This is a genomic window from Plantactinospora sp. ZYX-F-223, from assembly GCF_039649625.1.
GTDB lineage: Bacteria > Actinomycetota > Actinomycetes > Mycobacteriales > Micromonosporaceae > Plantactinospora.
In genome coordinates this window covers 1-23,806 of record NZ_JBDJAV010000042.1, presented here as the reverse complement: position 1 = coordinate 23,806, position 23,806 = coordinate 1, and the positions used below count along the sequence as shown (strand labels likewise).

Annotated in this window: 16 protein-coding genes, 1 tRNA gene and 4 pseudogenes; 9 read left to right on the top strand and 12 right to left on the bottom strand. The window is 68.3% G+C overall.

From position 1 onward, the window contains the following. Positions 1–183: 183 nt before the first annotated feature. The gene (amcA, locus tag AAH979_RS32730; RefSeq protein WP_346261999.1) at positions 184–351 is read right to left on the bottom strand and encodes a multiple cyclophane-containing RiPP AmcA; all 168 of its coding nucleotides are present in this window, start codon (positions 349–351) and stop codon (positions 184–186) included. A gap of 443 nt (positions 352–794) precedes the next feature. Here amcA and AAH979_RS32725 point away from each other — a divergent pair, with 443 nt between their 5' ends. The 3 genes from AAH979_RS32725 (at position 795) to AAH979_RS32715 (ending at position 2,965) form a co-directional block, all read left to right on the top strand. After that, complete coding sequence (locus AAH979_RS32725) at positions 795–2,141, top strand: hypothetical protein (protein WP_346261998.1); 1,347 nt, start codon at positions 795–797, stop codon at positions 2,139–2,141. Beyond that, complete coding sequence (locus AAH979_RS32720) at positions 2,138–2,713, top strand: flavoprotein (RefSeq protein ID WP_346261997.1); 576 nt, start codon at positions 2,138–2,140, stop codon at positions 2,711–2,713. The genes AAH979_RS32725 and AAH979_RS32720 overlap by 4 nt, the downstream gene beginning before the upstream one ends. A gap of 176 nt (positions 2,714–2,889) precedes the next feature. Further along, positions 2,890–2,965 (top strand) — tRNA-Lys (locus tag AAH979_RS32715). Positions 2,966–3,122: 157 nt separating this feature from the next. Here the strand turns inward: AAH979_RS32715 and AAH979_RS32710 are convergent. The 7 genes and pseudogenes from AAH979_RS32710 to istA form a co-directional block, all read right to left on the bottom strand. Next, positions 3,123–4,344: pseudogene (locus AAH979_RS32710) on the bottom strand (site-specific integrase). Positions 4,345–4,983: 639 nt separating this feature from the next. Then, positions 4,984–5,775: an IS21-like element helper ATPase IstB gene (istB, locus tag AAH979_RS32705; protein ID WP_346261996.1), complete on the bottom strand. Its 792-nt coding sequence runs from the start codon at positions 5,773–5,775 to the stop codon at positions 4,984–4,986. Beyond that, positions 5,772–6,351: pseudogene (locus AAH979_RS32700) on the bottom strand (IS21 family transposase); the annotation flags it as partial. The gene istB and the pseudogene AAH979_RS32700, both read right to left, overlap by 4 nt. Before the next feature lie 1,083 nt (positions 6,352–7,434). Further along, complete coding sequence (locus AAH979_RS32695) at positions 7,435–8,877, bottom strand: endo-1,4-beta-xylanase (protein ID WP_346261995.1); 1,443 nt, start codon at positions 8,875–8,877, stop codon at positions 7,435–7,437. Between the two features lie 269 nt (positions 8,878–9,146). Continuing rightward, complete coding sequence (locus tag AAH979_RS32690) at positions 9,147–10,448, bottom strand: cellulose binding domain-containing protein (RefSeq protein WP_346262043.1); 1,302 nt, start codon at positions 10,446–10,448, stop codon at positions 9,147–9,149. A 273-nt stretch (positions 10,449–10,721) separates the two neighbouring features. Beyond that, positions 10,722–10,883: pseudogene (locus tag AAH979_RS32685) on the bottom strand (ISNCY family transposase); the annotation flags it as partial. An 860-nt stretch (positions 10,884–11,743) separates the two neighbouring features. Next, positions 11,744–12,679 (bottom strand): annotated as a pseudogene (gene istA / locus AAH979_RS32680) (IS21 family transposase); the annotation flags it as partial. 245 nt (positions 12,680–12,924) lie between these two features. Here istA and AAH979_RS32675 point away from each other — a divergent pair. Then, positions 12,925–13,767 carry a transposase family protein gene (locus tag AAH979_RS32675; protein ID WP_346261994.1) on the top strand — a complete coding sequence of 281 codons (843 nt, stop codon included), beginning with the start codon at positions 12,925–12,927 and terminating at the stop codon, positions 13,765–13,767. A gap of 249 nt (positions 13,768–14,016) precedes the next feature. Here the strand turns inward: AAH979_RS32675 and AAH979_RS32670 are convergent, their stop codons facing one another. Both AAH979_RS32670 and AAH979_RS32665 read right to left on the bottom strand, forming a co-directional pair. Beyond that, positions 14,017–14,382, bottom strand: a complete 366-nt coding sequence (locus AAH979_RS32670; RefSeq protein ID WP_203862856.1) for a DUF2750 domain-containing protein — start codon at positions 14,380–14,382, stop codon at positions 14,017–14,019. Positions 14,383–14,641: 259 nt separating this feature from the next. Continuing rightward, positions 14,642–14,977 carry a hypothetical protein gene (locus AAH979_RS32665; protein ID WP_346261993.1) on the bottom strand — a complete coding sequence of 112 codons (336 nt, stop codon included), beginning with the start codon at positions 14,975–14,977 and terminating at the stop codon, positions 14,642–14,644. Here AAH979_RS32665 and AAH979_RS32660 point away from each other — a divergent pair. From AAH979_RS32660 to AAH979_RS32645, 4 genes are all read left to right on the top strand, one after another. Then, positions 14,927–15,559, top strand: a complete 633-nt coding sequence (locus AAH979_RS32660) for a transposase family protein (protein WP_346261992.1) — start codon at positions 14,927–14,929, stop codon at positions 15,557–15,559. The two genes, AAH979_RS32665 and AAH979_RS32660, sit on opposite strands and share 51 nt — an antisense overlap. 426 nt (positions 15,560–15,985) lie before the next feature. Next, positions 15,986–18,301, top strand: a complete 2,316-nt coding sequence (locus AAH979_RS32655) for a WD40 repeat domain-containing protein (RefSeq protein ID WP_346261991.1) — start codon at positions 15,986–15,988, stop codon at positions 18,299–18,301. A 684-nt stretch (positions 18,302–18,985) separates the two neighbouring features. Continuing rightward, entirely contained in the window at positions 18,986–19,543 is a 558-nt protein-coding gene (locus AAH979_RS32650) for a TetR/AcrR family transcriptional regulator (RefSeq protein ID WP_346261990.1), read from the top strand. Then, on the top strand, positions 19,540–20,037 hold the full coding sequence (locus tag AAH979_RS32645) for a hypothetical protein (RefSeq protein ID WP_346261989.1): 498 nt from the start codon (positions 19,540–19,542) through the stop codon (positions 20,035–20,037). Before AAH979_RS32650 ends, AAH979_RS32645 begins: the two co-directional genes overlap by 4 nt. 193 nt (positions 20,038–20,230) lie before the next feature. Here AAH979_RS32645 and AAH979_RS32640 read toward each other — a convergent pair whose 3' ends face one another. After that, positions 20,231–21,697: a hypothetical protein gene (locus tag AAH979_RS32640; RefSeq protein WP_346261988.1), complete on the bottom strand. Its 1,467-nt coding sequence runs from the start codon at positions 21,695–21,697 to the stop codon at positions 20,231–20,233. 74 nt (positions 21,698–21,771) lie between these two features. On the opposite strand from AAH979_RS32640, the gene ilvY reads away from it, so the two are divergent. Further along, positions 21,772–22,659 carry an HTH-type transcriptional activator IlvY gene (gene ilvY, locus AAH979_RS32635; RefSeq protein ID WP_346261987.1) on the top strand — a complete coding sequence of 296 codons (888 nt, stop codon included), beginning with the start codon at positions 21,772–21,774 and terminating at the stop codon, positions 22,657–22,659. A gap of 89 nt (positions 22,660–22,748) precedes the next feature. Here ilvY and AAH979_RS32630 read toward each other — a convergent pair whose 3' ends face one another. Beyond that, on the bottom strand, positions 22,749–23,714 hold the full coding sequence (locus AAH979_RS32630) for an IS30 family transposase (protein ID WP_346261986.1): 966 nt from the start codon (positions 23,712–23,714) through the stop codon (positions 22,749–22,751). Between the last annotated feature and the right edge of the window lie 92 nt (positions 23,715–23,806).

Here is a 23,806-nt window from a genome sequence, read left to right as displayed (position 1 = left end):
GGCCCACGAGCCTGCTGCCCTGGTACTCGACCAAGAGATCCAGCTTCGCCTGCCCGCAGGGCCAGGGCTGTCCGCAGGTCCGGCACAGCCAGAGCGGACGCAGCGGCAAGTGCTCCCTCCGCGCCTGTTCTCCCTGCTTCGAGGTGCGGCGATACGCAGTTACGGCATCCGGGTGGGCTTCGGTCATCGGCGCATCGCCTCCCGTGCCTGCCGTTCGAAATGCTGACGCCACACGTGGGTGAGCAGCGGCGGCTCGGGCATCCGCTCCAACTCGGACGGACCGGCGTGTTTCGGCGGATCCGTACGCCATGGTCCGCCGGTCGTCGCGTTGCGCGAGACGTACACCGTCATGGCCGCCTCCCGAAGCAGGTAGGCGCCGGCAAGCGGTGGACTCGCCTGGGGAAGGGCGAGCCCACCGCCGCCGGGCGGCGGCTGGGAGCAGACCGCCGGTCACCCGCCCGCGCAGCTCTCGTCGCAGTACGCAGACGGGGAGTCACCGGCACACACGTGCCAGTCGCTGGGGACGCCGCCGGCCGACGCGTCAAGCGCTTCTGGCCTCGAGTGGCTGCATGCTTCATTCCGGCGCTCCCTGATGGAAACCGTGAAAGGTGGTGGGGCGCCCGTTCGTCACGAACGGGCGACCGGCCGATTCAGAATCGCCGGGGAGCGTGACGACGAGGAATGTCCCCGCGGTGCACTCGCGGTGCACTCGCGGTGCACTCGCGGTGCACCCGCCGGCACGCCACGTGACGCTACGATCGGCACGCTGACCTGTCCCATCGAGAGGGCATCCGATGGCCACAGTGACCAACTGGACCGGCCAGGACGCAAACGCCCTGCGGCGGGCGTTACGAATGAGCGTCACCGGCTTCGCCGAATACCTGGGCGCGGCCCGACGCACGGTGGCCAAGTGGAGCAGCCAGGGCGAGACCATCCAACTACGTGCCGACATGCAAGCCGCGCTCGATACGGTGCTCGCCCGGGCCGCCCCCGACGTTCTGGAACGCTTCGAGGCGCTACGGGGGCAAGGCACCAGTGGTGCACTTGCCGTTACCACCAGACCGCCGGCCGCTGCGGACGCCGATACTGGCAGGGACAGACCTGGCCTTGAGTCGGACGGTGACGTGCAGCGTAGACAGTTCCTGCAGGGCGCGACGGTCGGCGGCATGGCTGTCCTTCCCGGCGTCACGCCACTACTCGACGCGCTGGTCTCAGCGCCGACCGCTCTGGCCGCCGAGCCGGTTGCCCTGCCCCCTCGAGACTTCACTCGCGACGTGGCCACCGCGAAGGCCGCCTACCAGGCATGCCGGTACGAGCAGGTTCTCGGTCGCCTCGCGACCCTGCTACCCGCTCTGGCACCGACCCAGGCGGAAGCCGAGGGCGACCAGCGGATCCGAATCGACGCCCTGGCCAGCGACCTGTACCACGTCGTCGGCAGCGTGCTACTCAAGATCGGTGACCGGGGCATGGCCCTGGTGGCGGCCGAGAGAAGCGCCCACGCCGGCACGGCCAGCCAGGACCCGGTGGCAATGGCCACCAGCGCGCGGATCATGACCCACGCCCTGATGAGCAACGGCCACACCAGGCAGGCGAGGAACCTGGCCGGGAACGCGGCCGGCGCCCTCGAACGGGACACCCACCTCAGGTCCGCCGACCAGGTGGCCGTCTACGGCGCCCTCCTGTTTCGCGGTGCGATCGCCGCCGCGCGCAGCGACGACCGGGACAGCGCGCAAGCCATGCTCGACGAGGCCACCCGTGCCGCCGCACGGCTCGGCTACGACGGCAACGACCGGTGGACCGGTTTCGGCGCCACGAACGTCCTGCTCCACCAGGTCAAAATCGCGCTGACCCTGGGCGACGCCGGCACCGCGATCACCCTCGCCCGCCAGGTGCCACTGGACAAAATCCACCTCGCCGAACGCAAAGCCTCACTGTTCGTTGACGTGGCCCGTGCCTACGGCCAGTGGGGACGCTACGAGCAAAGCCTGAACGCCTTGCGCATCGCGTACGACGTGGCACCCGAGGAACTCCGGTGCCGACCGGCGGTCCAGCGCATCGCCGGCGACCTCGCAGCCCTCAGCCGGGGCCACGTCCGTACCGAAGTCGTTGAGTTCGCCCACCGCGTCGGGATCCCGGTATGACCGTCGGCCACCTTCAGATCGTCGTCTGCGGAGCCGGCCCCGCCACCGACGTGACACAACTGATCGCCGCAGCTACAGAGAAAACCTGGACGGCTGCGGTCACCACCACCCCCAGCGCCATCGACTTCATCAACACCGAAGCGATCGAGACGATGACCGGGCACCCGGTCAGGTCCACCTACCAGATGTCTCTAGGAGGCCGCCGCACGCTTCCCGCCGCCGACGCTCTCGTCATCGCCCCCGCGACCTACAACTCCATCAACAAGATCGCGCTCGGCATCGCCGACAACTACGCCATGACCTCGGTCGCCGAGCTGATCGGACGCCAGGTACCGACAGTCATCGTCCCGTTCGTCAACGCCGCCCTGGCCACCCGCGCACCCTTCCAACGCGCCGTGGTGAGCCTGCGCGACGAACGCGTACGCGTCCTGCTCGGCGAAGACGACGGCTGGGAGCCCCACCCACCGGGCAGCGGAAACGAACGGCAGAGAGTCTTCCCCTGGAAGGCAGCGTTCGAGACCGCAGCCCGACTCGTCCACGAGTCGCGAGCAGTTGCCAGCGATCAGGACTGACCGTCAGGGATGCAGGCAGCCACTCTCCGAGCCGGTCCACAACCGCAGCGGACAATCCACGGACGCGGTATCCGTCCAACGGCTCCCGAGCACCCGTCGAGCACCCGGGCACGGCCGCAGCATTGAAAAAGGCCCGGACCCAGGTGAAACCCCAGGTCAGGGCCTATCTCAGTTGTGCGCCGCCAGGGACTCGAACCCCGAACCCGCGGATTCTTAATCCGCGGGTTCGGGGTTCGAGTCCCTGGCGGCGCACAACAATAAGGCCCTGACCAGCAGTAAGCTGGCCAGGGCCTTGATGGTTATCTATGTGGTTTCAAGCTGCCCCCCGAAAACCCCCCGGTAACGCCCCTGGCGATCAGGTTCGACAGGCCCGGGTGGTGGCGGCGCTAGCCGCTACCGTGCCCCGGATCTATGCGGCCGGGCTCTGGCCGGGGTGGCGGGGCTCGGGATCGCCTGACTCCGGCCTCCCGCCGAGCTGTTCGAGGATGTGGGAGCTGTCCGGGGCGAGAGCGGGCTTGACGATGTAGTGCCTCTTGGTGGTCTCCTTACTTTCGTGCCCGAGTTGGGCGGCGGCGCTGTCGGCGTTGGCCTCTTTGTCGATGAGGGTCGCGACGGTCTTGCGGAAGGTGGGGGGTGACCCATTCGAGGCCGGTGTCGGCGCGGGCTGCACGCCACTGGCGACGCACGTTGGGAGGGGATAGCCAGGTGCCGCGCCGGGAGGGGAAGATCGCGTCGTTGGGGTTGGCGGCGGCGGTGAGCTTGCGGCCTATCAGCATCCCGACTGCGAATCGGGGCAGGAAGACTGACCGGTAGCCAGCGTCGGTCTTCGTCCACTCCTGCCGGAGGAAGCCCTTGCCTTTGATGTAGATGATGGTGCCGCAGACCGTGAGGACGGGACGTTCGGCGGCGAGGTCCAGGTCTTCCCACCGCAGTGCCAGGATCTCGCCGATGCGGGCGCCGGTGGCGAGCATGAGGTCGATGATGTTGGCGAGGTCGGTGGTGGGTCGAGGTCCCGACTTGCCGGGGGTCGGCTGCTGCCACTTCCGGATCGCTGAGCGAACGTCGTCCAGTTGCTCCCGTTCTAGGGCGACTACCTTCTTGTGCGGCTTTGGTAGTTGGCCGGTCTCGCGGATGGGGTTGGTCGTGAGCGCACCTCGACGTACGGCTAGGGCGAACATCTGACCGAGGACCACCCTGGCGCTCTTGGCGGCCGATGGGCGGTCCTCGGCGATCTTGCGGAGGAACTTGTCGAGGCGGCCTGCGGTGGCCTCTCGCACGCGTAGGTTGCCGAGGGCGGGCACGATCGAGACGCGCACGCTGATCTCGTATCGACTTATGCTTTGCAGTGAGATGCGTTTCTCCGCAGTGATCTCTTCCAGCCACAGCGCGGCGAGCCTGCTGATGTGTGTTTCTCTAGTGACTTCGTCGTCGTTGGGGGCTGCGCGGTCGCGCAGCTTGATCTTGAGCGCTCGGATAGCGGCCGGGCCAGTGGTGTCGGTGGCCTCGACGTCGCGGGTCTTGCCGTCGTGGTCCCGGAATCGGGCTCGGGCGCAGTACCGGTTGGGGCCGAGTTTCTCGGTGCGGATGTTGCCCCAGGTGCCGATGGGTACGGCCCTTGTGGAACGCGAAATCGTCGACGCCGAGCACCGTCACCGTGCCGACCTCGGGCACCGGCAGCGCCCGGACCAGCCGTAGCAGGGTTGTGCGGGACACCCCGACGGCCAGCAGGCGCGTCATCCGTGCACCCGGCCGGCCGCCCAGAGCCAGGGCGATCTTCTCCAGGATGCCGCGCAGTAGCGGGGTGCGACGGGCATATGGTGCGGTCAGACCCGGCACCTGCTCCGCGAAGGTCCGCCGGGCACAGGCGGTGTTGTCGCAGAAGAACCGCCGGATACGCACCCGTAGCAGCGTCTGCCTGCCACCGATCGCCGGGTCCGCCAGCGTCCGCCGGTACCGGCTGTGCACCCGCGCCGACCTGGACCCGCAGCCGGGACACCGCGCATCATCAGCCGAAACGTCGGCATCCAGCCAGACCGACCGTCCCTCGGCCCGCACACACCCGATCCGCAGGGCCGCAAGATGGGGTAGCAATCCTTCGAGGCCATGGTCATCACACCGCAGGCATGATCATCCACATCGGATCTCACCCGGACGCCGGGGTCGAGCCCGATGCACCAACTTCGTGCCAGAGCCGTAGTTTTCCCCGCTGGCGGCCACGGTTTCTCCCCAGCAGTGGCCAGATAGTTCCCCGCCGAGGGGTGGTGCTGGGGTCAGTGCAGGGCTTTGACGCCCTGCCCCGCGGTGGCTTGGTTGAACCGGTAGCTGTCACCCTGGGTCACGACGACGTGGGCGTGGTGCAGGAGCCTGTCGACGGTGGCGGTGGCCAGGGTCTTCGGCATGATTTCGTCGAAGCCGGACGGGTGCAGGTTCGAGCTGACCGCGAGGCTGCGCCGCTCGTAAGCGGCGTCGACCAGGCGGTAGAAGCCTTCGGCGGCGTCTGGGGAGACCGGTAGCAGGCCGATGTCGTCGATGATGATCAGGTCGGTGCGGATCAGCCTGGCCATGGCCCGGGCGACGGAGTCGTCGGGGCGGTGCCGGCGGACCATGACGCCGAGGTCTTCGATGGTGAGCCAGGCGACGGTCATGCCAGCTTCGACGGCGGCCTGGCCGAGGGCTTCGCAGAAGTGACTTTTGCCGGTGCCTGACGGGCCGCAGATGGACAGGTTCTCCTTGCGTTGCATCCATACCAGGCTGCGTAGAGCGTCCTGGGTCGGCCGGGGGATCGACGAGGCGGCTTCGTCCCAGTCGCCGAAGGTCTTGCCGGCGGGGAACGCGGCGCGTTTGCGGCGGGTGCGCAGGTTGGCCTGGTCCCGGCCAGCGGCTTCCTCAGCGAGGAGCACTCGCACCACCTCGGCCGGGTCCCAGCGTTGCGCTTTCGCGGTCGGGATCAGATCGGCCATCGCCCGGCGCAGGTGTGGCAGTTTCAGCCGCCGGGTGAGTTCGATCGCTTCTGTCAGCGGGTCACCGGCCGTGCCGGTGACCCGCAACGGGGTGATGGTCACTGTTCTCCAGTCGTCGTGCCGAAGGTCGACCAGGCAGAAGTGCCTGGCTGCAGGCTGTGGGTTTCACTGGCCCGGGTTGGTGGGGTGTCGTCGTCGCGTTGGTGGGCCAGGATGCGGATCAGGTCGTTGTCGGCGAACCGGCCCGCCAGTGCCGCGGTTCCGAGGGCCCGGTCGACCTTGTCGACACCATGTAGCTTCGCGAGAGCGACGGCTTCGGTCATCTTGCGGCGCAGGCCGCGGACCCCGGCCGCGGCGGCCTCGACCAGCCAAGCGGCAGCGCCGGGGCCGAGAGCGAGGAATGCGGCCTCGTCGGCGGTGCGAGCCCGGGGCACCCGCTCGGCCGTCTCGGACTGGCGTGATCGGGGCGGGTAGTGCTCATCTCGGATCGACGGACGCCCCGGCTGGGCCCGCGGATGGCGGGCGACCTCGGCCGGCCCGTCCTCGCCGACGGCGGTGACGATCAGCTCGTCACCGTGGAACCGGGGCCCAGACCCGAGTGTCGACCAGGCGGTGCGGAACCGAGTAGCGGACCCCGTCGACGGAGATGGTGCAGTCCCAGTTCACCCGGCGGGTGGTGTCGGGGTACGGCTTGGAGTGCAGAGCCCGGTACACGATGAGCTACAAAGATCCACAAGCCGACGGATCGACGTGGGGTGCATCGAGGACCGCCGTCGGCCACCAAGACGGCTGACTGATCTAACTACGTTGTGTCACCGAAGGACGGAGGGATGAGCGCGGATCGCGGCAGATCCGCGCAGGTGATCTCGGCTCAGGAAAGGTCGAACGATCGGTCTGAGCTGATGGCCGTGGCAGGTCGACAGCGACCTCGTGGTGGCTAACGCGTTCATCCCACCCGGTCGGGCAACTCTACTGGGCGTCCTATGCGGACGGCAAGATACACGTGTTCGCGCCCGACGCAGAGCACTGGGCCCAATCTCCGGAGGCAGGAACACCACGAACGCGCATTCGGCGGCGCGGACGGCCGCACCCTTTCATCACCTCGGGGACGTGGGGTGACTTCGGCGTCTACCAGATCCAGCTCAATGTGCCCGGATGACCCTACTGATCACCAACGTCGCCTCGTTCGGGGCGGGCGGGGCCGGTCCACGACCGCAGCAGGTGCCCACCAATGGAGTCGAGCGCCTGAGGACGCGTGCCAGTGACTACCGGACGACGGGCGCGCTCGTTGACCACGTACGTCGGTTACGCCAGGAAAGTGTCGGTCGAGACCTGACCGTGAGCGAGACTCAACGCACCGAGTTGGTATGCCCTGCCACCGCACCCACTCGCCGAGGCGGAGATCGATGGCTGGCGGACGACGGTTCCGGCGCGGCATCATCCACGCGTTAGGTACGAGCTGTACGCGCAGCCGCTCGTCGACCTGTCGCAGATCCACCTCGTCAGCGGCGGAAAGCTCTGCTCGTGTCTCGCCATGCGGCCTGAACCCTTCGGGTTCGTGCATCAAAACCTCGTGGACCAGCGGTGCACCGGCCCGATTTTGATAGATCAGGCGCGGTGGTGCGACGCGGTTCGGGAGTCGCATTCTTCGCCGGCGGCGTCAGCTCGCCGGCCGACGACGACGGCGCAGGGCCCGGAGCCGGTGGCTCCGGGCCCTGTCAGGGTCCTGATGCGATAGTGCTGGTTCGTGTCGTCGGTCGGTCAGGGGCTGGTGCACGAGATGTTGCCGGGCGCCGCGTCGGTGCTTCCGTTGACGAGGAAGCCGAAGTTGGTCGAGGCGTTCGCGCCGAGGGTGCCGTTGTACGCGGCGTTGCGGACGCTGACCGCGCCGCTGGTGCCGGTGTTGGTGCCGCTCCAGATTTGGGCGAGGGTCTGCCCGCTGGCCAGCGTCAGTCGTACGGTCCAGCCGTTGAGGGTGGCGGAGCCGTTGTTTGCCACGGTGACCTCGCCCTGGAAGCCGCCGCCCCAGCTGTTGACCATGCGGTACGTCGCGGTGCAGGCGCCCGGTTGCCCGGTGACGGGCGGCGTGGTCGGGGGCGCGCTGGTCGGGGGCGCGCTGGTCGGGGTGCTCGGCGGCGTGGTCGTGCCTGGCACCGTGGTGGAGGCGGCATTGAGAGCGTTGAGGACGGAGGTGTACGCGGGCTTGGGGTTGCTGCTGCGGTCGAACAGCAGCGGGTTCTCGCTGCTGCGCCAGGAGTCGCTGTCCCGTACGCCCCACGTCGTGATGCCGAGGCAGCGGGGGACGTTCATGCAGGCCTGGGTCAGTCCCTGGTACTGGCTGGGTGACGCGTTGGTGACGTCGACCTCGGTCAGGACCACGTCCACCCCGAGGGCGGCGAAGCTGGACAGCGTCTGCTGGAAGTTGCCCGGCAGTGAGCTGCCACCGGTGAAGTGGGTCTGGAGGCCGACGCAGTCGATCGGCACACCACGGTTCTTGAAGTCCTGCACCATCCGGTAGACGCCCTGCGTCTTGCCGTAGGTCCAGTTCTCGATGTTGTAGTCGTTGTAGCACAAACCCGCGGCCGGGTCGGCGGCGTCGGCGGCCCGGAACGCCGCTTCGATCCAGTCGTTACCAGTGGCCTGCAGGTTCGAGTTCCGCCGGGTGCCGTTCTCCTCGAAGGCCTCGTTGACCACGTCCCACTGGTAGATCTTGCCTCTGTAGTGGTCCATGACGCCGTTGATGTGCGAGATCATCGCGGAGCGCAGGGCGCTGCCGCTGAGATTCCGCCAGAAGCTCGGCTGCTGTGCGTGCCAGGCGAGGGTGTGGCCGCGGACCCGCATGCCGTTCTGAATGGCCCAGTTGTAGAGCCTGTCAGCGTTTGTGAAGTTGAACTGGCCCGGGTTGGGCTCGGTCGCGTCGGGCTTCATCTCGTTGACGGCCGTCAGCATGTTGAACTCGCGTCGCGCGATAGTCTGGAAGCCTGAGTCGCTGAGGCGGTCTGCCCCCATGGCCATGCCGAAGTACCGGCCACTCCGCTCGGCGGCAGCCTTCAAGGTAGTCCCGGGCGGGCCGCTGAGATCGGCGTGGGCGAACGTGACTATGGCCACTGAGGACACGGCGATCACCACGGCGCAAGCACCGCCGAGCAGCAGTCTCGCGCGACCGCCGGTACGGCGTTTCGGGTGAGCTGGAACGTCGTTCATCTGTGCGCTTCCTCCTCGATGTTCTGTCTGAATCGTTGCCGTACGAGGCACGGAACCGGCAGCTCGCTGTGCGGTCGACGACCGGAGCACCAAGCTCGCGCTTGGACCATCACCCCGGGAGGTGACGCCATTGCCGGGTTCAACCCGGCCTGGGCGTTGTGGGTGACAGCGGTGTCGTTCTGCTGCGGCCCGTCCACGGCCGCTTCAGTCGACGACGGTCCGACCGGCCGCAGCCCGTCTCACGAGCCTCCCGAGACGCGTATGCCGGGCTACGGGCTGACGCAGGTCAGTGCCGGCGTCGACGGTGTGCCGTTGGCGAGGAAGCCAAATGTGGTCGACCCGGACGCCGGCACCGATCCGTTGTAGGAGGCGTTGCGCACCGTAACGGTCGAGCCGCTGGTAGTCAGCGTGCCGTTCCACACCTGGGTGACGTTCTGGCCGCCGGCGAGCGTCCACTGGACGGTCCAGCCGTTGATCGCCGAACCGCCGGCCGTAACGCTGACCTCACCCTGGAAGCCACCCTGCCAGGAATTGACCGTCCGGTAGCTCGCCTGGCACGCGCCACTGGGCCCCGGGGAACTGGGTGACGCACTCGTCGTCGGCGAGGTCGACGGCGGGGAGCTCGTCGTCGGCGAGCTCGTCGGCGGGTTGGGGCCGAGTTGGGTGATGAAGGTCCACACCGCCTGCTGGGTCCAGGACCTCGCGCCGGGCGCGTACGGGTCGGCGGAGCCGTCCACGGCGTTGGGGGCATGCGGCCCGTCGAAGGCGCCCCACACCACTGGATAGCCCGCCCTGCACCCGGTGTAGTAGGTGACGACGTGGGTGAGGCTGCCCTGCGCCGGCTCCGGCGGGTTCTGCGGCGTGCAGCCGTTGTTCCTGACGAACCGGTCGCGCATCGACCGCCCGCCCGCGATCGACAGCGTGGAGTCCCGCAGCCCGTGGATCCCGAAGTAGGCGATGGGTTGAGTTCCGCCCTCGCACCCGCTGAGGACTCCCCCGGCGTAGAGCACCACCCCGCGGAACACGTTTGCCCGCGCGCAGGCGATGGCATAGCTCATCCCGGCTCCGTAGCTGAAGCCCGAGGCAAACAGTTGAGTGGTGTCGACGCACAGGCCGGCCCCGATCTGTCTGATCATGTCCTCGACGAAGGTCAGGTCTTGGCCGCCGGAGTTCGCCCAGGCGTTGCCGATGCCCTGCGGGGCGACGAAGATCGTGGTGTTGTTGGCCAGCGGCCGGAGCCCGTAGTAGGACCACTGGGGGCCGCTGGTGCTGCCGTTGTCGACCTGCTCGGCGGTGCCGCCCCACCAGTGGAACGAGAAGATCAACCGGTATGCATGGTTGTTGTCGTAGTTGTCGGGGACCCGCAGGATGTAGCTGCGGTTCTGCCCGCCGCTCTGGATCGTACGTGTCCCACTGGCAAGCGTGGGCGCCTTACCACACCCGGCCGTCGCCGCCAGAGTGTCGGCCCCGGCGGCAGCAGTGAGCCCGCCGCTGATTGTCAGGCCGCCGGCCGCCATGACGGTGACTGCGGCGACCGCGGCGGATACAAGTGCTGATCGGTACTTCAAGATCTTCAGCTCCTTCTCGGTACCACGGTTGCCGCGCACGGTCGAACCGGCCTGCGGGGATCGTGGCCCGATCGGCACCGACCGAAGGCGTCCCTTCCGTCGGCGGCGGCAACGCAGATCCGAACGAAACCGCTGGCGTACGTCCGGCTGGCGGGGTTCGGATAGGGGGATCTCCACACAGCCCGGCGAACCGATTCGAGAAAAACGTAGATCAGACGTCATACGTGTGTCAAGTCACGTCCGTCGATGTCCTGAGTGAGTGGCAGCCGCGGGTGAACGGTAGCGGTGCTTGAGGAACATCAACCGCAGATACGTCACCATCGGGATGCGCGGCCGGCACATCCACGGGGAGAAGTGCGGCACGAACGAGGCGAAGAACCGCTCATCGTCCAGCCATCCATCGAACCGTTCCAGCTCGACCGGCAGCCGCAGACACACCTCTGGACGAGTGACCCGACCCTGGTCGACTGGGACAGCGACCTGATCCTCCGGCACGCCGGTCCAGGCCCAAGTGCCCTCGCTCCGGCCCTCGGAGGACCGCCACATTGCGCGTGGGTGGTCGCGATGATCACGTCAATCGCATCCTGCTGGCGGAACTGTCCCGAGACGGGACGCAAAACCGTTCGCGCCCTTGCCGCGCTCGTCGGGTTGTCCGAGCCCGCCGTGCGCGACCGCCTGGACAAGCTCTCGCGCGAAGGTGTCGCCACCGGCGACCGCGCCGTCACCGAACCCCAAGCCGTCGGCGCCGGCACCGCCGCGTTCGTCGCGCTGCGCATCAGGTCGGAACCCGGCGTCAAAGCCGCGGTCAACACCGCACTGCCAAAAGGAAGCGTGTGTCCTGGAGGTCCACGAGGTCGCCGGCGAAGACTGCTACCTCATCAAGGTCCGAGTCGGCACTACCGTCAAACTCGCCGATGCTCTCGATCGCATCCGGGCGATCCCGGCCATCTCACACACGAATTCCACCGTTGTCCTGCGTACCGTCCTCGAACGGCCCGTCGCGGTCCAGCACGGTCAACCGGTCAATGGGCACGAAGAAAACAGATGATCATCGCCGGTTCGCGGCGGCCGAACGCCTTGGCCTTGACGAGAAACCCAGCCTTGATCACGTGCACTGATCTCGACAGATCCGGAAGCGAGCGGCTCGCGGCACTCGGGGAGATCCGTCACGTACGGTTATCGTCGGGGACACCTCGCGAGATCCGACGGTCAGCAAGGTGGTCGATCACTGGGGATGGGCTGACGTGCCCAGGGTCTGCACTTCGAGCCGTACGTGGCTTTGTACTTGTGCCGGTACCCCGACAGGTGGTGCCAAACGCGACCGTGAACGGCTGCGCCGGCAGCGGGTGCAGCCGGTGGCGTTCCTCCAGCAGGGCCTCGGCCGGGCGGCGGCGGGTGTCGCGGTGGAGCCGGGCGTTGACCTCGTCGGTGAAGTCACGACAGGCCGCCTCCAACTCAGCGAACGTGCGGTACTGATCGAGCAGGTTCGCGCTGGTCGGGACCAGATCCGCCTTGGCGATCTTCACGGTGTTCTCGGCGCCGCCCTTGGACTGCGGGTCCGCCGGCACGCAGGTGCGGATCGTCATCCCGTAATGCCGGGCCACCTGCACGATCTCCGGATTCCGCACGGTGATGTCCGCGACGTGCTCGACTGTGATCGTCTTCTCGTTATCGGTCAACACGTAGGCTGGCACCCCGCCAAGCCGCCGCAGGGTGGCGTCCAGGCAGGCTACGATCGTCGGCAGCGTCTTGTCCAACACCGGGATCACCACCCGGAACCGCGACCAGGGCAGCCACGCGCACCACAACGTGGTCCGCCGGCCGCCGATACGCGGACCCTCACCCCAGTCGAACTGCAACCACAACCCCGGCTCCGGGATCCACGGGCGGAACACCCGCCTCTGCCCGGCCTGCCAGGACTTCGTCACCGCGGCAACCGCCCGACGAGTGGTGCGTTCTCCGCCGGCGAAGCCCATCGCGGTGATCCTCCGATGCACCACATCAGCGCGGACCCGGCCACCCGAGCGGGCCACCAGCTCCTCGATCTTGTCCATGAACTCGTCGATCGGCCGAGCCCGATGCGTCCGCTCCTCGGGGCTGCGCCCCTCGGCCCGCAACTTCACATACCGGGCCACGGTGTGGTGATCACACCCGGCCAGCTCGGCCGCCGCACGGTAACTACCCGTGAGGTCGTACGCCTCCAAAATTTCCACGATCTCCCTGCCACGTTTCACGCCGCCGACCCTCGCCGACCAGCGTCTCGTCATGATCAGCGGGGAGATATCTGGCCGTCCACGGGGAGAACCCTGGCCGTCAGCGGGGCGGTAAATGGCCGCCTATGGGGATCTTTCACTGGCCGCCGACACAGGTTGGGATGACACGGGCATCGCGTCCATAACGGATGGTCCGGAGACAGAGCGTAGGGCCCTCGGTAGACAGGTTCTTGCGACGGAATCTGATCTACCAGGAAGGACCCCACGTGATTGCCTATCGTGCCATCCTCGACGTCCCCAAGGAACTCGTGCAGTACGTGGCGCGGCTGCTACGCGCCGAGCGTCGCGCGGTCGGCACTCGACCGGGTACCCGCGCTCTGACCTGCTTCTACCAAGCACTCCTGGTGCTGGTGTGGTTTCGCAAAGGAGAGGACAAGACCATCCTTGGGGCCGGGTTCGGAGTGTCGAGAGCAATCGCCTACCGGTACGTCGCCGAGGCCGTACGGGTCCTGGCGACGCAGACACCCACCCTGCACGACGCCCTGCGACGAGTAGCCGCCGACGGCTGGTCACACGTGATCCTCGACGGGAAGCTGTTCGACACCGACCGGCTTGCCGAGACGACCACCAGCGTGAAAGGCGAGACGATCGACGCCTGGTACTCCGGGAAACACCGCGACTTTGGCGCGAACATCCAGGCCGTGATCCGCCCGGACGGACTGCCGATCTGGACCTCCGACGCGATGCCCGGACACCTACACGACCTGACCTGCGCCCACCACCTCGACGTCACCGGCGCCCTGTACTGGGCGGCATCGCAACTCCACCTACCGACCCTTGCCGACTCCGGCTACGAAGGCGCCGGCCAGGGCATCCACACCCCGTACAAGCAACCCGCCGACAGCCGCCGCCTCGCTCCGGACAACCGGGACTACAACACCATGCTTCGATCCATGCGATGCCTCGGAGAACGCGGCTTCGCGATCCTCACCGGCCGATGGCGAACGTTACGACACACCACCGCCAGCCCTCGCGGCATCGGCGACATCGTCCGCGCCGCCCTCCACCTCACCCACGTCGAATACCGATACCTACCGGATTCTTGTTGAGATCACGTCAGTGAACCAGCCGAACCAAGGCCCTCGACCAAGATCCGACTGGGGCAAAACTGCTCTACAGGATCAAGACGGCACGGCGGAGCCGGCCGCGCGCACGCGCGACCGGCCCACGGCCCCGCGCGCACGCCGTTCGACGGCGAATCGCCGATTAGGGGGCCATCACATTCGCCGACGAGGCTCCACATTCGTTCTACGGGATCCGGACAGCCGCGCACCACGACAGGCGCCGCGCGACCGAATCTATTTCCCGTATGGTGGCTCGCCGAGTGCATGATTGAGGCGATTAATTACCTCATCGACTGTGAAGTCCCATCCAGTCAGTCGCTGCCCACTCCAATTTATTCCCACACGGAAGTCATCCTTAGCTAGGTCCGGCAGCGCCGCACTTCGCCAATGATCTAAGGGCATCGAAACGGCACGAAATTGTGGGCCCCATAGATTAGCGGCTCGCCGCGCACGGGCCTCCGACGACCAATAGGGAAAAGCTCGCCGCCCAGAACTCGATACCGGCGTCGGGCTGCCAGCGTCGTCTCGAACCCACCAAACAGTGTGACTTTGGACGATCTCGCGGAAGAAGGCCGCTGCCTGAGCCCCGCTTGCACTCACCCGGATCCTCCCAGAACGTTACGACTTGAGCACGGTGCTTGAACGCGGCATCCAGAGCGCCCCAGTGCCGCACTCACTTGGCGGCCTTAATAGTCGGGTGGGAGCCTACGATACCCACCCGGATCCATGAGGACGTGATCCTCTGGCCACCGTGGTGTTAGCACCACACCACCATCCCGCTCGGGAATAGGCTCGTGACTTAGCTCCATTGGCTCCCACGATCCGTCCGGACGCTGCCGCTGTGGGGCCAGTCCGCGCTTCATACGACCGATGTTCGCAGGTCCATATTGGTCTGCGGCGGCCGGCTCCGCCGCCTCATTCTTCCAGAACCGCTTACGCATGGTGGACATGGAGGGCGGGTTGCCATTTTTATCGGGCTTAGAGTAATCCTCGCCAATTTCCAAGGCCCACCGCAGTTGTGTACGAGCACCGGCGTGGTGCCGGCAAGCACATAGTACGTGTGGATGTCGTCGACCGTAAGGTTGTAGGCGGCCCCAAGGTCGCGGTTGCATCCAGCAGGCCGACGACGGGCACGCTTCCGCCTATGGCGGTCAGGAGCAGGTCGCCCTGGTCGAAGTGTTGGGCGTCTTGCCACTGTTGGTCGGGCGCCCTGCGTAGGGCGGCCGACGACGGCTGGTTCCACGTCATCCTGGACGGCAAACTGTTCGACTGCGACCGGCTGTCCGAGACCACCCTGTCGGTCAAGGGCGACACGATCGACGCCTGGTTCTGCGGCAAGCACCGCGACTTCGGCGCGAACATCCAGGCGGTCATGCGCCCCGACGGGCTGCCGATCTGGACCTCCGAGGCGATGCCCGGGCACCTGCACGACACCCGCTGCGTCCGTGAACTCGCGATCACCGCCGCCCTGAACTGGGCCGCCGCCGATCTCGACCTGCCCGCCCTGGCCGACTCCGGCTACGAAGGCACGGGCCACGGCATCAAGACTCCGCTCAAGCAACCCGCGGACGGCAGCCGGCTCGCACCCGACAACCGCGCCTACAACCGGCTCCTGCGCGGCCTGCGCTGGCAGGGCGAACGCGGCTTCGCGATCCTGGTCGGACGCTGGAAAACGCTACGTCACACCACCGTCAGCCCGCGCCGGATCGGTGACATCGTCGCCGCCGCGCTGCACCTGACCCACTTCGAGTACAAGTACCTACCACAAAGTCGCTGAGATCAGCTCACTGTCCGCGCGGGGCATTAGCGGAGGCGTATCCGTTACGGTTAGCGGACGCGTTACTGCTGGGTGGGTGCTGGCCGATTCCGCACGCTTCGGGCAGGTGCCGGCCGCCCCGCGGGTGCGGTGGCGTACTCGGCGTTCCTGTTGGCGCTGAGCCTGATCGCCGCTGCCCGACGCTGCCCGGTCCGGGGTAGACACGCCGCGTGACGGCGACCGCGGAGTTCTGGACAGCCGGCTCGGTCGTCCGCGGGGTGTCGGTGCCGCTGCCTACAATCCGCTGTCATGGATATATCGGGCGACCACCCTGATAACGACGCCTCTTGCCACTCACCCAGGTTTGTGGACCTTCCGCCGTCAGGCGCCGATCCGGACGCGTACCTCAGGGCGTTGCGCGGCGCGGACTGGTCCGCGTTCACTCCGGTGCGTGACCTACCGCCGTTGCGCGCCGCGCTGGTCGCGCTCGACCAGGCGTACGGGGTGACCGAGGCGCACCGGCTCGCGACCGAGCGGATCAGGTCGGCCGGCGCGGTCCTGCGCCATCCCGACGTGCATTTTGACGAAATCGACGCCTTCGCGTTGAGCCCGTGTGGTCGTTATCTTGCCGTCGGCAGTTGGTGTGGTGGCGACTACGAGCGCGGTGGCGCGTTGCAGATCTGGGAGGTGTCCACCGGGCGGTGTGTCAACGTGCTGGACGGGATCCGCGGCGGTGTCGGGTGGCCGGGATATCCCACCCTGCTGCAGTGGTCAGCCGATGGCCGGCGGGTCGCGGCGGCCTTCGACACCAACGTGGTGGGGGCGTGGGACCCGTTCGGTGACCACGTCGAGCCGATTGGGGCCGCGGATGTGACCAACGGGTCTGGGCGGCCGCCCGGGTACGCCTTCGCGCCGGACGGCACGCGTGCGTACGTCCACGTCGGGTTCGAACGCGCGGTGTCCGGCTGCCTCGTCTCGCTGGTCAACGGCAAGGTCTACGACCACGACCGGGAGGACGACGAGGACGACAGCGACGGGCCGGCGTCGGTGCTGTTGCTGGCTGACACGCTTCCGGACTGGGCTGAGGACGAGTCCGAGCCCAGGTGGCTCTACCCCACGGGGTCCATCTGGTCGCGGGACGGATCGCGGATCTTCGCGCGCGCCGAAGACGGCGAGGTGTACGCGATCGACGTCGACAGTCGGCAGGTGTTGTGGCTTGTCGACACCGAAACACCGGACGTAGCCGTGTCGTGGAGCCCGGACCACCGGCTCTTCGCCTACCAGTCCCAGGAGCGACTGGTGATCGCCGATACCGCGACCGGCCGGCCAGTGGCCGACCTGCCCGAACGTCCCGGCGCCACCGAGTTGTACTGGGGCGACCGAGACGGTCGGGGCCGACTGGCCGTCGTGATTCCCGCCGGCGACGACACCGATGTCCGGCCCCTCGTCGCCATCTACGACGAGGGCGAACATCGCTACGACCTCGACCTGGCGTTGGTGAAGCAGGAACCGGAGGAATCGGATCACACCGCCTGGGCGTGGGCACCCGATGGCGAGCGGGCGGCGTGCCTCACCACCGCCGGCCACATCGAGGTCTGGTCGTTGGCCGGAGAACCTGAACGGCTACGGGTGATCGACGTGCCCGAAAACACCGGAGGAGTGCTCTGGGGTGTCGACGACGTACTCATCGCCACCGGCTGGAGCACCCTGCGGTTCGTCCGGGCCACGACCGGCAAGGTGATCGGGGATCTCACGTTCCTGAGGGAGCCGCCTGGGCCCCGTCCGCTGGAACTGGACCGCACCGACACCGGCGACGACATCCGCCGCGACCTCGGCCTGGACCCGACATTCGCGCTGGATGCCAGCAGCTGGGCGGTGGCGTTCGAAGCCGGACTCGTCATCGCCCCCGGCGACCGGCGGGATACGCTCGACGCGATCCTCGCCTGGACGGTCGACCGCCGGTTCGCGTGGTCGACCCGCTGGGGAGACCTCGACATCGTGCCCGATGCCGGCAGCGCCGCCGAGCGCCTCGGCCCGCCGCTGGCGCGATACCTCGATCGTTTCCGGGACCGACCCGCGCCGGTCGCCACCCCGTGGCCGCCGCCGAACACCGCGACCATGGACGACCTGTACCGGGCGGCTCTGGAGTCGATCCGGCCCCTTGACGAACGGTGGAGTACGCAGGTCTGCCACAGCCTCCATCGCGCGGCAGTGCTGCGTGCCCAGCGTGGGGAGGCGACGGGTGCGCTGGAGTTGGTGGCGGCGATACCCGTCGCTGTTGCCCGGGACGCAGCCACCACAGAGGTGGAGCCGATCCTGACCAAGCGGCTCCGGCGCGCGGCCCGGCTGCGTGCCCAGCGTGGGGAGGCGACGGCCGCGCTGGAACTGGTGGCGGCGATACCCGTCGCCGCCGCCCGGCTGAAGGCCACCGCGGAGGTGGAGCGGATCCTGGCGACTGCCACGGCAGACGCGGACGCCATCGAGAGCGCCGCGCCGACCGTGAACGTCAATCCAGCGCCCCGGCCGACCCAGGCGGAGACCGGCGCGCTCGCGGAGGCCTACGCGACGCTACGGACCACTCGTCGAAGCGAGCGGCTCTACGCGACCAAAGACCTGATCAAGCAGGCTGCGAAGTGCCGCCACTTCACTGCAGTTCTCGACCTGCTCTCGACGCTGCGCGACGACGACTTCAACGGTCGAGCCGACGCCGCGTTCGGTGCGCTACGGACCATCGGCACCGCGCTCGACACCGAACCCAGGTGACTCGCACACCCACCGGACCGAACTGGGCCGGGCCGTGCCGAGCCGGGCTGGACATGGAAAGGCGGGATCTGCCGAAGCTGGGCTGACGGGCAGCTTCGGCCGGTCCAGATCACCCGGTGCTGCGCATCCCGGCGGCGATGCCGTTGACCGTGGTGAGCAGGGCCCGTACCAGCGTCGTGCCGTCGCCGCCCGACACCCACCTGAAGCTACGTCTGAGGATGGCCGTTCACCGTTAGCGGCGGCGTAGCCGGAAGCGCTGCGCTTCTCTCGCCGGATCCGCGCTGTTGCTGTCGTCGGATCTCGTACCAGGACCCGGCTTGTTAACTGCATCAGCCGCCGTTGTGCGCCGGTGGGAGGGACTGCGGCGTACGCGGTGTCGCTAACCGGTTCGAGCCAGTGGACGACGTCGTGCTGGTCGTCTGCTTCGTTGATGGCGAGGGGTGGACCAACCCGGACACCCGCAAGGTTCGTCCGGCAGCCGTCGTGCGGTGGTTCAGGCGCGCTGCCCGCGGGGTGGTAGTACGACATGTCAGCCACCAGGTCCATGCGCTACTCCGCCGGGGACTGCCTTCCCTCGGTGTTGCCGCATCGTAGAGCTGCTACGGGTGGGTGTCGGTTCGGTCCCACTCGCCAAATTTCGGTCCGACTCTTGAAGGTGACTGACCGGTCAGTCATAATAGCGGCGTGACCCCGAGGAAGGTTGACAAGGATGCGCGGCGGCAGGACATCTTGACCGCCGCGGTGCGGGTTTTCGCGCGCCAGGGCTTTGCCGCGACCCGGATCGAGGATGTTGCCGCCGAGGCGGGAATCGCCAAGGGCAGTGTCTACCTGTACTTCGGCAGCCGCGACGCCTTGTTGGAGGCGGCCTTCCACGCGCATGCCGCGCGGGCCGCCGAGATACTGGCCCGCACGGACACTGCCGGTGAGCCGCTGCAACGGCTGGCGGCGTTGATTCGGGCCACCGTACAGATGCTCGCCGCCGACGCCGATTTGGCCCGCCTCCAGTTGGACCTGTGGCCCGCTGCTGTGGGCATCGCGGGCGTATACCGTGACTACCGTGCAGCGATCGCGGACCTGCTGCGCCAGGCCAAACTGAGGCGGGGGTTGGATCCCGACCGCACGGCCGCGGTAATTGTGGGCGCCGTCGAGGGCTGCCTGGTCCAGTGGCTGGTAGATCCCGGCGTCCCGCTGGCCGACTTGACCGAGCCCATCATCGAAGTCTGTGTCAACGGGCTGACATGAGTAGAGTCGACGACGCGCTCATCGGCCCTGGCGCCACCGTGGGCGATCGGTTCTGGTGCTACGGCAGCGCCACCGTCGGCGCCGCACTCGCGCTCACGCTGGCCGCCCGCCAGGGCTGGCCATGGTGGACCATCGCCGCGGTCACGGTGGTCGCCTTCGACCTGTACGGCGGCGCCGTGGTCAACGCCACCGCGGCGGCCAAGCGCCGGTTTCACGCGCCGACTCGCAAGCCCAGGCACCATCTGACCTTCGTCGCCGCCCATGTGCAACCGTTCGTGATGGCCTGGCTGGTGCCCGGTTTCGCCTGGGTGACCGCCGCGGCGATCTACGCGGTCGCGGTCGCTGGTGCGGCACTCGTTCTGAAGGCACACCGGCCGGCGGCCTTCGCCGTCACCGTCCTTGGCCTGACGCTGGCACCCACGCCCGACGCACTGTTTTGGTTCACTCCTGTGCTCTTGATCAAGCTGCTCCTGTCCTACCTCGATCCCACATGACACCCGCAGCCGCCGCCTGGGCCAACGGGTGGGACGACCTGGTCGTCCCGGAGCCGGTCTCGACGCCGGTGACCGGGAAGGCGGCGTTTCGGCCTCTGTCGGCGTACGGACTCAGGTGCACAACCGGGTACGGCTGGGCGTACACCCTGCGGCCGGGGTGATCCGTGCGCCGCGGACTGCGGCGGTGCCTGTGTCAGATGGAGATGTCGACGGGTGGGCGTAGCGGGGCGAGGCGCGCGAGCGCGTCGTGCACCGGGTTCTTCCGGAAGGCTTCCACGAGCTGGCCGTCCGGGTCGCCGGAGCCGTCGAAGTCGGGGAAGGCGATCTGGTCGCACGCCGCCTGGAAGCGAGGCCCCCACTTGCGGGCGCCGAGCCGGGCGGTGACCGAGCAGTTGTCCACCATGTAGGCGACGTCCCGGGCGTGCATGTATGGCAGCAGCGAGTCCACCGCCTCGATGACGGACTCGTTGACGATCTCCGACCAGGGGTGGCCACGCTCGGCAAGCAGGTCGACCTGGGCGGTCAGCATGGCTAGGAATGCGCCCGCGGTGAACGGCTCGACCGGCAGGTCCCGCTCGGCGCGCCGGGCCCGTACGGCCGGGCCGGCTGCCCACATCGGCGAGCCGCTGATCGGTGCCATCGGCCGTTTGGCCAGCCGCTGGGCGGCCAGCACCACGCTGCGCAACTCGTTGCCGGAGTCGACCTCGTCGTAGATCTCCGCGATCAGGTCGAGGGCCGGCTGGTAGGTGGCCGTGTACGCCCGGTCGAAGATGTGCCGCCCGGCCGGGTCGAGCCGGTCGCGGACGGCGGCCAGCCCGTCGGCGGAGATGGTCCGCGCGATGGGTCCGGTCACGTTCTCGCAGGAGCGCTCGTACGCCGTGTGCGGATCGTCGCCGGCGAGCCGGAAGCGTTGGTAGAGGCTCTCCACCAGTCCGTGTACGGCGCCGAGCAGGACCGCTCGTTCACCGACGATGTCGGAGCGGTACTCGTTGTCCAGTGTGGTGCCGAACGTGTACGGCGCGCCGAGCCCGACCGACCAGGCCAGCGCCCGCTCGACGGCCCGCCCGTCGTGGTCGCGGTGCACCGCGACGCTGCTGTTGATGCCGGCGCCGTTGACCTGTGCGCCCTGCACGTAGAGCCGTCGCAACGAGTCGCCCATGCCCTTGGGACAGACCGCGACGACGCTGATCCCGTCCGGGAAGTCGGCGCCGCTCTGGCGCAGGTGACCGACCAGGAAGCCGTGCGAGAGCCCCAGCGTCGTGCCCGGCCGCAGTGCTGCGAACAGCTCCCGGTGGTGCGCGGCCAAGGCCGCGTCGGAGACGAGCGTGATGACCAGGTCGCTGCTGGCCGCCACGGACAGCCAGTCGCCCAGTGTGCCGTCGTCGGTCCGGAAACCCTCGGCCCGCGCCGCGTGCGCCGAGGCGGAGCCGGGCCGCAGCCCCACTGTCACCGGGATCTGGCTGCCGGTCAGGGAGTCGCGCAGGTTCAGCGCCTGCGCCCGGCCCTGCGGTCCCCACCCGAGCACGCCGATGCGGCGTACGCCGGCGAGGGCGGCCGGCAGCAACGGGAACAGGTGCCGCCCGCCGGGCACGATCGTCTCCGCGCCGCCGGGCAGGTCGACGCTGCGGACCGGGAAGATCTGGGAGGTGAGTGCGGCCATGACGCTGTTCTATCGGCGACAATGCTGTTTCAGCAAGCGCAACTATTGCAACGACCTGTTGCAAGGAGTGAAAGATGGATTCGCTTGAGCCGCTCCGGGTGTTCGTGCACCTGGCTGAGACGCTCAACTTCGGTCGCACCAGCGTGGAGCGGCACCTCAGCCCGGCCACCCTGACCCGGACCGTCCAGCGGCTGGAGGCACAGGTCGGCCACCGGCTGCTCGACCGCGGGCCGCGCGGCGTCGCGCTCACCGAAGAGGGCCGGCGATTCACCGAATACGCCCGGCAGGTACTGGCCCTCTGGGCGGACTACCGCCAACACGGCCCGGAGCCGGCCGGCCTCAGCGGCACCCTGCGGATCTTCTCGTCAGTGACCGCGGGCCAGGCAATCCTGCCCGACCTGCTGGCCCCGTTCCGCCGGGCCCACCCGCAGGTGCGGCTGGAGTTGCAGACCGGCGACGCGGCCAGCGCGATCGGCCGGCTCGACGAGGGCGCGGTCGACGTCACCGTCGCCGCGCTGCCGGCCCGCGTACCCGAACACCTCGCTAGCGCGCCCATAACCGAAACGCCGCTGGTGTGTGTCGTGGCCCGCACCGCCCGGCAACTGCGGGCCACCGCCCGCACCGGTAACTGGGCCGCGGTGCCCTTCGTCCTACCACGCGGCGGCCTGGCCCGCGACGCCGCCCGGCGCTGGTTCCGCCGCCAACGGCTCGACCCGACGATCACCGCCGAGGTGGACGGACACGAGGCGCTGCTCACCCTCGTCGCGCTGGGCATCGGCGCCGGCGTCGTACCCCGCCTCGTGCTCGACACCAGCGCGGTCAAAGACCGGCTCGCGGCCATACCCACCGACCCACCGATCGGCACCTTCACCATCGGCCTGTGCGCCCGCCGCACCGACCTACGCCGCCCGATCCTCTCAGCGCTATGGGCCTCGGTGGCCACAACCGGTCCCACCAACTGACCGACGCCGGACAGTCAAAAGAAGCCCGGCGTGTGCGCCACCTCCCTGCCGCCCGGCCCGGTCACCCCGCACAGCAGCGACCAGCGCCTCTACACGCTTCGGGTTGCCGAGCGTGAGTGACCGCGCCGCCGCCGGAGGCCATGTGCGACGAGTGCGGGCACGCCCAGCCCCGCGCCGTGGGCGACGAGGTCCCCACCGACGCGACCGTGACCGGTGTCGGCCGCCGGCACCACCGGATACGCGCGGGCCGAAGCCGCCGCCCGTGCGGGCGCGACCATGGTCAGATAGCGCGACTTGCGGTCGACCAGGGTCGCGACCTGGCTGTTCTTGGCTCCAATGATGAGATCGCCTTCGAGGTGGCCGAGTTCGGTTCGTGTGTCGGCTGCGGCAGGTCGCTCTTCGATTGGCCGTGCTCCAGTGATTTGGGAGCGCCACTGGCCCTTGACCGTGTTCTTCTTGTTCTTGCGGATGGGACGGCCCGTGCGCAGCTTGGCGCACAACTCACGCGGGATCACCTTCCACCGAGTCGTGTAGACCGCCCGGTAGATGCTCTCGTGGCTGATCCGCATGACCGGGTCGTCGGCGTGCACCAACCGCAGATGTCCCACGATCTGCTCCGGAGACCACTCTGTCTCCAGCAGCTCGATCACCAGCTGACGCAGCACCAAGTTGTCCTGCAGGGCGGACGGTTTCGGGCGACGCGCCTGCTCCCGAGCGCGTTGCTCAGCAGCGAACGCACGGTACTTCAGCTGACCGCCGTTGCGTGAGACCTCCCTGCTCACCGTCGACGGCGGACGGCCGACGGACACGGCGATCGAACGCATGGAAGCGCCAGCCTCGAGACCACGAGAGATCGTCTCCCGGTCCTCAGGGGTCAGACGGTCCACCCGACGCACCCGCTCGGCCGGCGCGATGCCGCCGTGGTGCTTCAACACCGTGAAGACCGAACCGGGCGGCTTGCCGAGGGCTCGGGATATCACGCTGATGGAGTCACCGGCACGCCAGCGCCGCCACAAGTCTTCTTTCATCGCGTCCGGCATTCCCGGCCGACCCATCCGAGCCACGATCCACCCATCCACCAGCAGTGTTGCGTTGATCGTCTGAATCTAAGCTTCGCGACCTGCGCGATCGATCGGTCACCCCGCCG